Source organism: Amycolatopsis sp. NBC_00345 (assembly GCF_036116635.1).
GTDB lineage: Bacteria > Actinomycetota > Actinomycetes > Mycobacteriales > Pseudonocardiaceae > Amycolatopsis.
The window spans coordinates 9,937,256-9,950,654 of sequence record NZ_CP107995.1; the positions used below are offsets into that span (position 1 = coordinate 9,937,256).

A 13,399-nucleotide genomic window follows, 5' to 3' on the forward strand; every position below is an offset into this window, starting at 1 on the left:
CCGGCCGGACCGGCTCGCGCCTAGCGTATGGGGGTATCGCGGGAAGCAACGACCACAGGAGCGGCAGATGAGCGGGATCGACGCGGAGGCCTTCGGCGGGCGGATGCCCACCGGGGCCGGTGACTTCGCGATCGAGACGCACGGGATCACGCCGATCCCGGAGGCGAACCGGTTCGGCCGGCCGTGGCGGCTGGCCAGTGTGTGGTTCGCGCCCAACCTGACCATGACGGCGGTGTTCACCGGCACCCTCGGCGCCACGCTGGGACTCGGCTTCACCACCGGGTTCCTGGTGCTGCTGGCCGGCACGGTGATCGGCTCGCTGCCCGTGGCGTACCTGTCGACCTGGGGGCCGCGCACGGGCACCGGGCAGCTGCCGCTCGCGCGGATGCCGTTCCGCCGCGGCGTGGTGCTGCCCGGGCTGGTGCAGTGGCTCGGCTCGATCGCGTGGGACGCGCTGGTCGGGCTGTTCGGCGGTGAGGCGCTGGCCGAGCTGACCGGGCTGCCGTTCTGGGGCGCGGTGCTGATCGTGCTGGTGCTGCAATGCGCGCTGGGGGTGTTCGGCTACGCCGTGATCCACCGGGTGCAGGCCGTGATGAGCGCGGTGCTGGTGGTCGCCTTCCTCGCGCTCGCCGTGAAGGTCGGGCTGGACCACCCGATCACGTACACGAACTCCGCGAGCGGCGGTGAGCTCGCGGGCGGCATCGTGCTGTTCTCGACGATCACCCTCAGCCTGGCGATCTCCTGGGCGCCGTACGCGTCGGACTTCAGCCGCTACCTGCCCGCCTCGACGCGGCCGCGCGGGGTCTTCTGGTTCACGATGCTCGGCCTCACCGCGTCGTACGCGATCGGCGAGGGCATCGGGCTGGCCCTCGGCACGGCGCTGGGCGACCAGACCGCCGCGGGGGTTTCGACGCTGCTGGGCGGCGGTCTGGTCGGCGGTCTCGCGCTGCTCGTCATCGCGCTGGCCGCGATCTCGTCCAACGCGATGAACGACTACAGCGGCTCGCTCGCGTTGCAGACCGTCGGCGTCCGGCTGCGCCGCCCGGTGTCCGCGGTGCTGGTGACGGTGTTCGCGTTCGCGCTGATCCTGTGGATGCACAGCGGCGACCTGGCCTCGAAGTTCGAGAACGTGCTGCTGGTCGTGAGCTACTGGATCCCGCCGTTCCTCGGCGTCGTGGTGCCGGACTGGGTGAGCCGCGCCCGGGCCGGCCGCAAGGTCGACGTCGCCGCCGAGCTGACGCGACCGGCCCGCTCGTGGGCCGCGCTCGTCGCGTTCGTGGCCGGGTTCGCCGCCGCGGTGCCGTTCATGAACACGACTGTCTACACCGGACCCGTCGCGGCCGCCCTGCACGGCGCGGATCTGGCGTACTACGCGGGGTTCGTGGTTTCGCTCGTTGTGTACCTGCTGCTGCGCGGGCGCCGCACCCGGTGACGGGCCACGGCAGCACTGGCCTTCATGCGACGCGCATCGCGCAGTTCGCCGAGACGGCGCGGGCGACCTGCCTCACCGTGGCACCCGGCGGCGTCATCGGCACCCACCCGGCCGATGTACACCAGGTACTGCTCATCGTGGCCGGATCGGGTTGGGTCGCCGGAGCGACGGGGTACGCACCGCGGTCGCCCTCGAAGGCGGCGCGGTGACCGTCTTCGAACCTGAGACACGCTGACGCCGCCCACACCGGCCGACGCAGTGATGAAATGACCTTTTGTCGGCTAAAAATACGTTCTGCCGGATTCATCCGGATCGCCGGGCTGTAGCCCGCGGCAGAGCCTGTGCCGCTAAACGGGAACCGGGATGGAGATTCGGGTCAAATGTCGACCCGAATGTCCGGAAGTTGAAAATTAACGACCTTCGTCGGTTGTTCGAAGTTCGGGAAAACCGGACTCTGGTTGGGGTTCCGCCCCACCCCACCCGAATCCGGTCCCCATCGGGGCCTGATCCGGCCTGCCCGGAGGAGAACACGCCGATGACATGGCGCCGACCGCTTGTGCTGCTCGCAGCCGGTGTGCTGGCCGCGGCCATCACCACGACCGCGACCGCCCAGGCACAATCTCTCGAACCCCGGAACCCACTGACCGCCGAGGCGATGGCCGTCAACGCCGCGCAGCAGCTGGTGGCTTCCCGGCCGGCCGCGCTGCACGCCAGCCCGGACGACGTTTTCCAGCCGCACAACGTGATCTCGTCGGTCAACGGCCTCAAGTACGTGCCCTACGACCGCACCTACAAGGGCCTGCCGGTCGTCGGCGGCGACTTCGTCGTGGCCACGAACTCCGCGGGCAAGGTGCTCGCCACCTCGGTCGCGCAGACCAGCGCGGTCAACCTGCCCAGCACTTCGCCGAAGCTGACCGCGCAGCAGGCCGAGGCGGTCGCCCGCACTCAGGTGCCCACTGTGGACAGTGTGCTTCCCGCGCAGCTCGCCGCCTACGCGGCCGGCACTCCGAAACTCGCCTGGACGACCCAGGTCAGCGGCCGGAACGCGCAGGGGCCGAGCAAGCTGGACGTCGTCGTCGACGCCGTGACCGGCAAGGTGCTGCACACGCGGGAGCGCGTGGCCCACGGTGACGCGCAGGGCGTGTGGAACGGCCCGGAGCCGCTGCACATCGACACCACCAAGTCCAGCGACGGCAGCTACTCGATGGCCGACCCGAACCTGTCGAACGTCAGCTGCCAGGACGCCGACACCAACCAGACCTTCACCAACTCCACCGACAGCTGGGGCAACGGCGACGAGACCAGCCGTGAGACCGGTTGCGCCGACGCCCTGTACAGCATCCAGGCCGAGAACAAGATGCTGACCGATTGGCTGGGCCGCAACAGCTTCGACGGCAACGGCGGCGGCTGGCCGATCCGGGTCGGCCTCGACGACGAGAACGCCTACTACGACGGCAGCCAGGTCCAGATCGGGCACAACACGGCCGGCCAGTGGATCGGCTCGATCGACGTGATCGCGCACGAGCACGGGCACGGCATCGACGACCACACCCCGGGCAGCCTGTCCGGCAACGGCACCCAGGAGTTCGTCGCGGACGTCTTCGGCGCCTCGACCGAGTGGTATGCCAACGAGGCCGCGCCGTACGCCGTGCCGGACTTCCTCGTCGGCAACCAGGTGAACCTGGTCGGGAGCGGCCCGATCCGCAACATGTACGACCCGTCCCAGCTCGGGGACAAGAACTGCTATGACAGCTCGGTTCCCGGCAGTGAGGTGCACGCCGCGGCGGGCCCCGGCAACCACTGGTTCTACCTGGCCGCCGAGGGGACGAACCCGACCAACGGCCAGCCGGTCAGCCCGACCTGCAACAACTCCACGGTCACCGGCATCGGTGTCCAGGACGCGGTGAAGATCTTCTACAACGCGATGCTGCTGAAGACCAGCGACAGCTCGTACCTGAAGTACCGCACCTGGACGCTGACCGCGGCGAAGAACCTCTTCCCGGACAGCTGCACCCAGTTCAACAGCATCAAGGCGGCTTGGGACGCGGTGAGCGTGCCGGCGCAGTCGGACGACCCGACCTGCGGCTAGTTCGCTGCTTGATGGCCTGAGTCCCGATGGTCCGTCAAGGCCTCCTTACCCGCGTGGCACGCGGGTAAGGAGGCCTTGACGGCTTTCGCAGGGGGAACCGGGGCCAGAAAGCCGGCTCAGAACACCAGGCCGACGCCGTTGCAGAGCTTCGGCCAGGTGTTGATGCCGGTCGTCGCGGCGACCTGGACGGCGGCCTTGCCCTTGGGGATCAGCACTGCCGGGTACACGTCGGCGGTCAGCGGGATGTCGGCGTTCGCGATGTTGTTGAACGTGTGCGACGCGACGATGTTCGAGCTGCCCGGGTCGTTGAACACGTTCACCGTGACCTGGTTGTCGCCGCTGATCTTGCCGCCGGCGTTGCGCACGTCGGCGTAGATGTTGACGATCTTCCAGTTGTTCCCGTCGTTGATGACGTTCGCCCAGCCCGAGACGTAGTTGGCCTCGGTCGGCGAGACGCGGGTGGTGCAGCCCGCGTGCCAGTCCGGGTTGTCGTCGGCCAGTGCGGCCGGCGCGGTCATCGCCAGCGTGGCCGCGGTGGCGGTCAAAGCCGTCAAAATGGATACGGAACGTCGCATGAGCTCTCCCCATTGGTGTTGTGGATCTTCGAGACGACCGTAGCTCCACAAGGGAGCGTCTGTACGGGAATTACCAACATTGAGTCGCGGTAGCCGCACCGGATTTGGATGTCAAGGGATCTCAGTGAGTTTCCCGGGATGCGGATGTCTATGCACGCGAGTGGGTGAGCGTGCGAACCTCGCCCCGACCTCAACCCCCGAAAGGCGACGCTGACGTGCGCACCCACCACAGAACCCGCTTCCTGGCCACGGCGCTGACCGCCCTGGCCGTCGTGGGCGTGCTCGCCGGCTGTTCCCGGGCCGAGACCTCCACCGCCCCCGCGGCGAACGAAGGCGCGGCCACCGAGGTCCGGCTCGGGTTCTTCCCGAACGTCACGCACGCGCCCGCGCTGATCGGGGTGAAGAAGGGCTTCTTCACCCAGCAGCTCGGCTCGACCAAGCTCACCACCCAGACCTTCAACGCCGGGCCCGACGAGGTCAACGCGCTGCTGGGCAACTCCCTCGACGTCGCGTTCATCGGCTCCGGCCCGGCGATCAACGCCTTCACCAAGTCCAAGGGCGCCATCCAGCTGATCTCCGGCTCGGTCTCCGGCGGCGCGCAGCTGGTCGTGAAGCCCGAGATCACCAGTGTCGAGGGGCTCAAGGGCAAGAACCTGACCACCCCGCAGCTGGCCAACACCCAGGACGTCGCGCTCAAGAAGTTCCTCGCCGAGAAGAAGCTGACCGACCAGGTCAAGATCACCACGATGGACAACCCGAAGACGCTCGACGCGTTCAAGAAGGGCGAGGTCGACGGCGGCTGGCTGCCCGAGCCGTGGTCGTCGAGGCTGGTCCTCGACGCCGGCGCGAAGGTGCTGGTCGACGAGAAGTCCCTGTGGCCGGACGGCCGGTTCCCGACCACGGTGGTCATCGTGCGCAGCGAGTTCCTGCAGCAGCACCCGGACACCGTGCGGGCGCTGCTCAAGGGCCAGCTGGCCGCGATCGACTGGGCGAAGGCCAACCCGGCGGACGCGAAGACCGTGGTCAACGGGGAGCTCAAGGACCTGGCCGGCAGCAGCCTCAGCCCGGCGGTGCTGGACCGCGCGTTCTCCGGCATCGAGCTGACCCCCGAGCCGATCCCGGCCGAGTTCCCGCAGCTCGCCCAGGACTCGGTCACCGCGGGGGTGGTGAAGTCCGCCGTCGCGCTGAAGGGCTTCGCCGACTTCGGCCCGCTCAACGATGTGCTGAAGGCCGAGAACCGGCCCGCCGTCGACGCTCCCGAACTAAGCAAGTGACGCGGAGAGGCAGCCGACGATGACCACGACGCTCCCCAGTGGACGGACCAGTTTCACCGGCACGGCCGCGGTCCGGCTCGACGGCGTGGGCAAGGCGTTCGGCCCGGCCGGCCGGGCGGTGGTCGCGCTGGACGGCCTCGACCTGACGGTCGCGCCGGGCGAGTTCGTCTGCCTGCTCGGTGCGTCCGGCTGTGGCAAGAGCACGCTGCTGAACCTGGTCGCGGGACTGGACGCGCCGTCGGCGGGGAAGATCACGCTGAACACGTCACGGCCCGCGGTCATGTTCCAGGAGGCCGCGCTGATGCCGTGGCTCACCGCGGCCCGCAACGTCGAGCTGCCGCTGCGGCTGGCCGGGTTCGGCCGGGCCGAACGCCGGGAGAAGGCCGCCGAACTGCTGGAGCTGGTCCGGCTGAAGGGGGCCGGAAACAAGCGGCCGCACGAGCTTTCCGGCGGGATGCGCCAACGCGTCGCGCTGGCCCGCGCGCTGGCCGCGACCCACCGCGTCGGCGGTGACCCGGAACAGGCGCTGCTGCTGATGGACGAGCCGTTCGCCGCGCTCGACGCCATCACCCGCGACGTCCTGCAGGGCGAGCTGCTGCGCGTCTACCGCAGCACCGGCACGTCGGTGCTGTTCGTGACCCACGACGTGCGCGAGGCGGTCCGGCTCGGCCAGCGCGTGGTGCTCCTGTCCTCGCGCCCCGGCCGGGTCGTGCGCGAGTGGGCCGACGTGCCGCTGGCCGACGCCGGGGAGCTGACCGAGGAAATCATCGGGCACCTGCGAGAGGTGATCAGTACCCATGGCGCAGCTTGACCGGTCCGCCGGAGAGGCCGAGGACCTGGACGCCGTCGGCGCCGGCCTCGACGCGCTCGACGCCCCGGCCGGGGAACCGCGTCCGGGCTTCTGGAAGCGCTTCGCCTGGGGCTTCCTCCCGCCGGTGCTCGCGCTGGTGCTGCTGGTCGTCATCTGGCAGGTGCTGTGGGCCGCGGCGTTCTGGCCGGAGACCTACCTGCCCGCGCCGCTCGCGGTGTGGGACGAGTTCTGGGAACGGGTCGTCACCGGCGATTTGTTCGGCTACATCTGGACGTCGGTGCACCGGGCCGCGCTCGGCTTCGCCGCCGGTGTGGTCATCGGCACACCGCTCGGCCTGCTCGTGGCGAAGGTCCGCGTGGTGCGGGCGGCGATCGGGCCGTTGCTGACCGGGCTGCAGAGCCTGCCGTCGGTGGCCTGGGTGCCGGCCGCGATCCTCTGGTTCGGCATCAACGACGGCGCCATCTACTTCGTCGTGCTGCTTGGCTCGGTGCCCTCGATCGCGAACGGGCTGGTGTCGGGCATCGACCAGATCCCGCCGATCCTGCCGCGCGTCGGCCAGGCGATGGGCGCCGGGCGGCTTTCGTCCGCGCGGTACATCCTGCTGCCCGCGGCGCTGCCCGGTTTCCTCGCCGGGCTCAAGCAGGGCTGGGCGTTCTCCTGGCGGTCGCTGATGGCGGCCGAGCTGATCGCGTTGTCGCCGCAGCTCGGGGTCGGGCTCGGCGCGTACCTGAACCAGGGCTCGTCGCTCAACACCATCGAAAAGGTGATCTCGGCGATCTTCCTGATCATGCTGGTCGGGGTCAGCATCGAGCTGCTGGTGTTCCGCCCGGCGGAGCGCGCGGTGCTGCGTGCGCGGGGGCTCACGGCGTCACTCTGACGAGTCGGCTCGTTGCCTGGTGCGAGAATCCCCGATCATGTTCTCCGGGGTGCTGGCGCTGATCGCCGTCCTGATCTTCCTGGTGCGGTTTCTGCGTGAGCCGCGACGGTTCGGCAACGCCGTGTGGTTCGCGATCGCGCTGGTGCTGACGGGGCTGTGGCTGCTCGGTCTGCTCGGCGGCGTCACCTGGCTGCAGGCCGTGGTGCTGACGCTGCTCCTGGTGTTCGCGTTGATGTCCGCGCTGGTGCTGCCGTGGGCGCTCGTCGTGAACGGCGTGGTGATGTGGCGGCGCGAGGGGCACCGCCTGGCGAACCTGCTCTCGCTGCTGGCCGGGCTGGCCATGCTGGCGGTCTACGGCGTGGCCGTGACCGTGGTGCTGGTCGCGCAGCCGCGGTGGATGGCGGTCGCGGCGGTGTCGGTCCTGCTGGTGGCGGCGTACCTGGCCTTCGTGTTCACCGCGCTGTTGATGTACTCGGTGCTCTACAGCCGCGTGAACCGCCGCGCCCGCGCGGACGCCGTGATCGTGCTGGGCTCGGGGCTGCTGGGGGATCGGGTGCCGCCGCTGCTGGCGAGCAGGCTGGACCGGGCCGTGATCTTCTGGCGCCGTTGCCCGGAGGCGCTGGTGGTGGTGTCCGGCGGCCAGGGCGCGGACGAGCTGAAGTCCGAGGCCGCCGCGATGGCGGACTACCTGGTGGCCGCGGGCGTGCCGCCGGCGCGGATCGTGCTGGAGGACCGGGCCACGACCACGGACGAGAACCTGCGGTACAGCATCGCTTTGCTGCGTGAGCGCGGTTTCACCGGCCGCGTCCTCGCGGTGACGAACAACTACCACGTCTTCCGCACCGCGGTCCTCGCCCGTCGCCTCGGCCTGCGCCTGGACGTCATCGGCGCCAGGACGGCCTCGTACTTCGTACCGAGCGCCTTCTTGCGCGAGTTCGTCGCCCTGCTGGTCCAGTACCGGAAGACGAATGCGGCGGCTTGCCTGGTCCTCGCGGCGGGGCCGGCGGCGCTGGCCCTGCTCGGCTGAACGTTCCCGGAAAACGAAGCAGGCCCGCGGGACGAACCCACGGGCCTGCTTCGTTGAGCGTTTCGGATCAGCGACCGGAGCGACGGCCGCCCGCGCGGGTGCCCGAGGAGAAGGCCGCCGCGCCGCCGCGAGACGCTCCGCCGGTGCGGGGCTGGCCGCCACCGGAGCGGGCCGGGGCCGCGCCACGCTGGGAGCCGCCGGAAGCGGAGCGGGCGGGCGGCTGCTGGGAGCGCTGGCCGGACCGGGCCGGGGCCTGGCCGTTGCGGGCCGGGGCCGCGCCACGGCTGCCCGAGCCCGAGCGGCCACCGCCCTGTCCGGCGCCGGACTGGCCGCGGGAACGGCCCTGCCGCGTGTCGTCACGGCGGTCAGAGCCGGTCTCGGTCGTGTACTCCAGGCGCGAGCCGCGGCCGGCGGAGCCCGAACGGCCGCCGCCGGAGCGCTGGCCACGGCCGCTGTCGTCGCGGCGGGCTCCGGCTGCGGCGCGGGCGCCCGCGCCTCCGCGGTTTTCGCCAGAGGGACCGCCACGGCGGCCGCGGCCGCGCGGGGGACGCTCGTCGTCGTCGCGGCGGGAGCCGGGGGCGGCCTGCCCGCCCGCGGTGACCTTCTTGGGCCGGTTGTCCACGATCGGACGGCGCGGGGACGCGTCGAACGTCCGCTCGCCCGGGGCCAGCTCCGCCAGCAGCGGGTGGCCGGGGCCGATCTGCGTGGTGGTCGGCTTGATGCCGGCCTTGCGGGTGAGATCGCGCACGTCGCGCACCTGCTCGTCGGTCATCAGCGTGATGACGGTGCCCGAGGCGCCCGCACGCGCGGTGCGGCCCGAACGGTGCAGGTACGCCTTGTGCTCGACCGGCGGGTCGGCGTGGATGACCAGCGTGACGTCGTCCACGTGGATGCCGCGCGCGGCGATGTCGGTCGCGACCAGCGTCTTCGCCGCGCCCGAGGAGAACGCCTCGAGGTTGCGGGTCCGCGCGTTCTGGCCGAGGTTGCCGTGCAGCTCGACGGCGGGCACGCCGCTGGCCACGAGCTTGCGGGTGAGGGTCTTCGCGCGGTGCTTCGTGCGCGTGAACACCAGGGTGCGCCCGGGCGCCGCGGTTAGGTCGACGAGCACCGGCAGCCGGTGGGTCTCCTCGAGGTGCAGCACGTGGTGCGTCATCGTCGAGACCGGCGACTGGGCCGAGTCGACGCTGTGCGTGACCGGGTCGTGCATGAAGCGCTTGACCAGCACGTCGACGCCGCCGTCGAGGGTCGCCGAGAACAGCAGCCGCTGGCCGCGCTCCGGGGTGGCGTCCATGATGCGCCGGACCTCGGGCAGGAAGCCCAGGTCGGCCATGTGGTCGGCCTCGTCGAGCACGGTGATCTCGATCTGGTCGAGCTTCACCTCGCCCTGGCGCATGTGGTCGGCCAGCCGGCCGGGGCAGGCGACGACGATGTCGACGCCGTCGCGCAGCCGGGTGATCTGCGGGCCGGCGCTGACGCCGCCGAAGATCGTGGTGGTCTTGAGGCCGAGCACCTTGCCGAGCGGCAGGATCGCGGCCTCGATCTGGGTGGCCAGCTCACGGGTGGGCGCCAGGATCAGCGCGCGCGGGCGGCCGGGACGGCGGCGCGTCGGGCCCTCGGCCAGCCGGCTGAGCATGGGCAGCACGAAGCCGTAGGTCTTGCCGGAGCCGGTGCGGCCGCGGCCGAGCACGTCGCGGCCGGCGAGGGTGTGCGGCAGCGTGGCCGCCTGGATGGGGAACGGTTCCGTCACGCCCTGCGCCGCGAGGGCGTCTACAAGGGCGGCGGACAGGCCGAGTTCGGTGAAAGTCGTCATAAGCGGTGCGGACGCTCGAAGCGCCCTGGTCTCCATACCTGAGAAGGGTTGTCCTGCCCGGCGCAGACCCTTTACGGCCGCGGCGCGTGGTAGTCGACAACACGGCCCGAGGCAGAACTGAGCGGACCGCATGATCAGTTTACCTGGTCCGTGCCGCTCCCGTCGCGTGAGTTTGCCCGCACTTGGCCCGCTTGCTAAGTTACCGATGAGTAATCACCGGAGGAGTGCCATGACCGCGACGTCGCTGTTGCTGAACCCGCGGGCGTACGACCCGCAGCGTTTCGACCCGGAGACCCGGCGCCTGCTGCGCGCCACGATCGACTGGTTCGAGGCCCGGGGGAAGGCGAAGCTCACCGAGGACTACCACGCCCGCGTCTTCTACGCGGACTTCCTCGAGTTCGCGGGGGAGCAGGGCCTGTTCGCCACCTTCCTCACCCCCGCCGCGAACGCCGACGGCAGCCCCGACAAGCGCTGGGACACCAGCCGGGTGGCCGCGCTGTCGGAAATCCTCGGGTTCTACGGGCTCAACTACTGGTACCCGTGGCAGGTCACCATCCTCGGCCTCGGCCCGGTCTGGCAGAGCGCCAACGACGTCGCGCGCAAGCGGGCCGCGGACGCGCTCGCGGCGGGCGGCGTCGGCGCGTTCGGACTGTCCGAAAAGGATCATGGCGCCGACATCTACTCGTCGGACCTGGTGCTCACGCCCGACGGCGGCAGCTACCGCGCGAACGGCTCGAAGTACTACATCGGCAACGGGAACTGTGCGCAGACCGTTTCGGTGTTCGGGCGGGTCGAGGGTGTCGAGGGACCGGACCAGTACGTGTTCTTCTACGCCGACTCGAACCACCCGAACTACCACGTGGTGAAGAACGTGGTGCCGTCGCAGATGTACGTGGCGGAGTTCCGGCTCGAGGACTACCCGGTGCACGCCGAGGACATCCTGCACGTCGGCGCGGAGGCCTTCAGCGCCGCGCTCAACACGGTGAACATCGGCAAGTTCAACCTGTGCTTCGGCGGCATCGGCATGGCGACGCACTCGCTGTACGAGGCGATCACGCACGCGCAGAACCGGATCCTCTACGGCAACCCGGTCACCGACTTCCCGCACGTGCGGCGCGAGTTCGTCGAGGCGTACGCCCGGCTGGTCGCGATGAAGCTGTTCTCCGACCGCGCCGTGGACTACTTCCGCTCCGCCGGCCCCGAGGACCGCCGTTACCTGCTGTTCAACCCGATCACCAAGATGAAGGTGACCACGGAGGCACAGAAGGTGATCGGCCTGGTCGCCGACGTCGTCGCCGCGAAGGGCTTCGAGGCCGACACCTACCTGGCGATGGCGAAGAACGACATCGACGGCCTGCCCAAGCTGGAGGGCACGGTCGCGGTGAACCTCGCGCTGATCGCGAAGTTCATGCCCGCGTACCTCTTCGCGCCCCAGGACTACGCCCCGGTGCCGACCCGCGACGACGCCGCGGACGACGAGTTCCTGTTCCGCCAGGGCCCGGCGCGCGGCCTGTCGAAGGTCCGCTTCCACGACTGGAAGACCGCGTACGAGAAGGCGTCCGGCATCCCGAACGTCGCGCTGTTCACCGAGCAGGCCGCGGCGCTGGTCAAGCTGCTCACCGAGGCCACGCCGGACGAGGCGCAGCAGAAGGACCTCGACTTCGGCCTGGCCCTGACCGAGCTGTTCACCCTCGTCGTCTACGGCCAGCTGGTCCTGGAGCAGGCGGAGCTGACCGGACTGGAGACCGACGTCGTCGACCAGATCTTCGCCGTGCTGGTGCAGGACTTCAGCGCCGCCGCCGTCGACCTCAACGGCAAGGCCAGCTCCACCGACGCGCAGCAGACGATCGCGCTGGCGGCGCTGCGTAAGCCCGTGGTCGACGCCGAGCGTTTCGATCGCGTGTGGACGATGGTGCGCGGGCTTTCCGGCGCCTACGCGATGAATCCCTGACCCGGCCCGGAAAGACTCGTGGGTGTTGAGGACGGTTAGAGCGCAACACTCATTGACTACCTACTTGTGACCAGGCGCAAGCTCACCGGTCAGAGTGTGGCGTCCGGTGGACACGGGCGCGGGCGGGGTGCTGCCCGTGCCCACCGGAACCTTTTCCCGGTCGCTCCGCTCCGCAGGACGCGGAGGGGGCGTGGCCGGAGTTCGGGCGCTCCCGAACAGTCGACTCCACCGGCCGCGCTTGTGATGACTGGCCGGCGGGCCGGGTCGTTGCGCAGGTGTCCGCACGGTCGCTCGGGCGTCCAGGCAGCCGCAGCAGCGATTGCCCGGCGCTCCGGGTGGCAGCGACATCGGGCCGAACAGCACCGTATGCCCGCAGATCGACTTGTAGCGACCGGCGCTGTGTTCCTTGCGGCCCTGGGCAAACTCCGCTGCACAGCTGACGGTGGCTCACCGCCCGCACCGGGTTGGTGAGCCACCGTTTGTCCGTTCCAACCCCGCCAGGACACCGTGTGTCACGTCGTGGGTTGGTACTCCTCGACGCGGACGCCTTTCGGGTCCAAAGTATTATTGACCGTAGGTGATTCAGCGCATCTGGCTGATATTCGATCCACGATCGTGTACGCGCCGCCGAATGATCTTGTCGTGATTGCATTTCCGTGGGAGATATTGACTAATATTCTCCGCAAAAGGAAGAAACGGGTTTCGAAGATGCCCAGACCTCGTGTCGTGTTCACTGCCCTGATGGCCACTCTTCTCCTCGGTGCGGCCACGGCTACGGCCATGCCGGCGCCCGCGATGGCGATCGCCGGGGGTACGCAGGTCACCGCCCATTACCCGTGGATCGCGTCGATCCCGTATCAGGGCCGGACGGGCCCCGAGTCCTGCGGCGCTTCGCTCATCGCGCCGACCTGGCTGCTCACCACGGGGTACTGCGCCGTACTGAACCTCACTGGGAGAAAGGCGCGTCTCGGGTCCAACAACTCGACCGCAGGCGGCAAACTGGTCGGCCTCAAACGCGGGGTGAGGTATCCCGAGAGCGACCCGCAGGCGCAAAGGTTCAAAGACATCGGGCTGATCGAGTTGGACAAGCCCGTGGCCAATGCTCCGGTAAAGCTCGGAACCGGTACGGAGTGGGACAACCGCATCCTGCGGGCCTTCGGCTGGGGACGGACCTGCTTCGATATGGACTCCTGCACGACGGTCAAGCTGCGGCGGGCAGACATCAAGGTACTTAGTGAGTCTGATTGTCAAACCAGTGAGAATATTCCCGGAGAACTATTCGATGGGATACTCTGCCTGCAGAGCGGCAAATCCGCTACCTGCAACGGAGACGAGGGGGGACCGGTGGTCAACATGGCGACCGGCAAGCTGATCGGAGTGATCAGCCTCGCCGACGACCAGGTGGATGGGATCTGTGGGTTGGAGTCCTCATACGCCGCCCGAGTCCAGCCCTACCTGGCCTGGATCAAGAGCTACACCGGCTGACACCTCAAGCGACGTCGCCGGACACCCGGATCGCAACGCCCGAACACTGACCAACTCACCGCACGCCA

The 13,399-nt window shown here is 69.6% G+C and carries 10 protein-coding genes; 8 read left to right on the top strand and 2 right to left on the bottom strand.

Translation table 11 applies throughout. From position 1 onward, the window contains the following. Positions 1 to 67 precede the first annotated feature (67 nt). Positions 68 to 1,432 carry a purine-cytosine permease family protein gene (locus OG943_RS45430; protein ID WP_328607055.1) on the top strand — a complete coding sequence of 455 codons (1,365 nt, stop codon included), beginning with the start codon at positions 68 to 70 and terminating at the stop codon, positions 1,430 to 1,432. A gap of 535 nt (positions 1,433 to 1,967) precedes the next feature. After that, positions 1,968 to 3,521 carry a M4 family metallopeptidase gene (locus OG943_RS45435; RefSeq protein ID WP_328607056.1) on the top strand — a complete coding sequence of 518 codons (1,554 nt, stop codon included), beginning with the start codon at positions 1,968 to 1,970 and terminating at the stop codon, positions 3,519 to 3,521. 116 nt (positions 3,522 to 3,637) lie between these two features. Here the strand turns inward: OG943_RS45435 and OG943_RS45440 are convergent, their stop codons facing one another. After that, the gene (locus OG943_RS45440) at positions 3,638 to 4,096 is read right to left on the bottom strand and encodes a hypothetical protein (RefSeq protein WP_328607057.1); all 459 of its coding nucleotides are present in this window, start codon (positions 4,094 to 4,096) and stop codon (positions 3,638 to 3,640) included. 215 nt (positions 4,097 to 4,311) lie between these two features. On the opposite strand from OG943_RS45440, the gene OG943_RS45445 reads away from it, so the two are divergent. From OG943_RS45445 to OG943_RS45460, 4 genes are read left to right on the top strand one after another with little or no spacing between them, the layout of a single operon-like run. Further along, the gene (locus OG943_RS45445; RefSeq protein ID WP_328607058.1) at positions 4,312 to 5,370 is read left to right on the top strand and encodes an ABC transporter substrate-binding protein; all 1,059 of its coding nucleotides are present in this window, start codon (positions 4,312 to 4,314) and stop codon (positions 5,368 to 5,370) included. A gap of 19 nt (positions 5,371 to 5,389) precedes the next feature. Beyond that, complete coding sequence (locus OG943_RS45450) at positions 5,390 to 6,181, top strand: ABC transporter ATP-binding protein (RefSeq protein WP_328607059.1); 792 nt, start codon at positions 5,390 to 5,392, stop codon at positions 6,179 to 6,181. Next, positions 6,168 to 7,058: an ABC transporter permease gene (locus OG943_RS45455; protein WP_328607060.1), complete on the top strand. Its 891-nt coding sequence runs from the start codon at positions 6,168 to 6,170 to the stop codon at positions 7,056 to 7,058. Before OG943_RS45450 ends, OG943_RS45455 begins: the two co-directional genes overlap by 14 nt. Before the next feature lie 19 nt (positions 7,059 to 7,077). Further along, on the top strand, positions 7,078 to 8,085 hold the full coding sequence (locus OG943_RS45460; protein ID WP_328607061.1) for a YdcF family protein: 1,008 nt from the start codon (positions 7,078 to 7,080) through the stop codon (positions 8,083 to 8,085). Positions 8,086 to 8,152: 67 nt separating this feature from the next. Here OG943_RS45460 and OG943_RS45465 read toward each other — a convergent pair whose 3' ends face one another. After that, the gene (locus OG943_RS45465; RefSeq protein ID WP_328607062.1) at positions 8,153 to 9,895 is read right to left on the bottom strand and encodes a DEAD/DEAH box helicase; all 1,743 of its coding nucleotides are present in this window, start codon (positions 9,893 to 9,895) and stop codon (positions 8,153 to 8,155) included. Between the two features lie 229 nt (positions 9,896 to 10,124). Between OG943_RS45465 and OG943_RS45470 the strand changes: the two genes are divergently transcribed. Both OG943_RS45470 and OG943_RS45475 read left to right on the top strand, forming a co-directional pair. Next, positions 10,125 to 11,846: an acyl-CoA dehydrogenase family protein gene (locus tag OG943_RS45470; RefSeq protein ID WP_328607063.1), complete on the top strand. Its 1,722-nt coding sequence runs from the start codon at positions 10,125 to 10,127 to the stop codon at positions 11,844 to 11,846. Between the two features lie 741 nt (positions 11,847 to 12,587). Further along, positions 12,588 to 13,331: a S1 family peptidase gene (locus OG943_RS45475; protein WP_328607064.1), complete on the top strand. Its 744-nt coding sequence runs from the start codon at positions 12,588 to 12,590 to the stop codon at positions 13,329 to 13,331. Positions 13,332 to 13,399 lie beyond the last annotated feature (68 nt).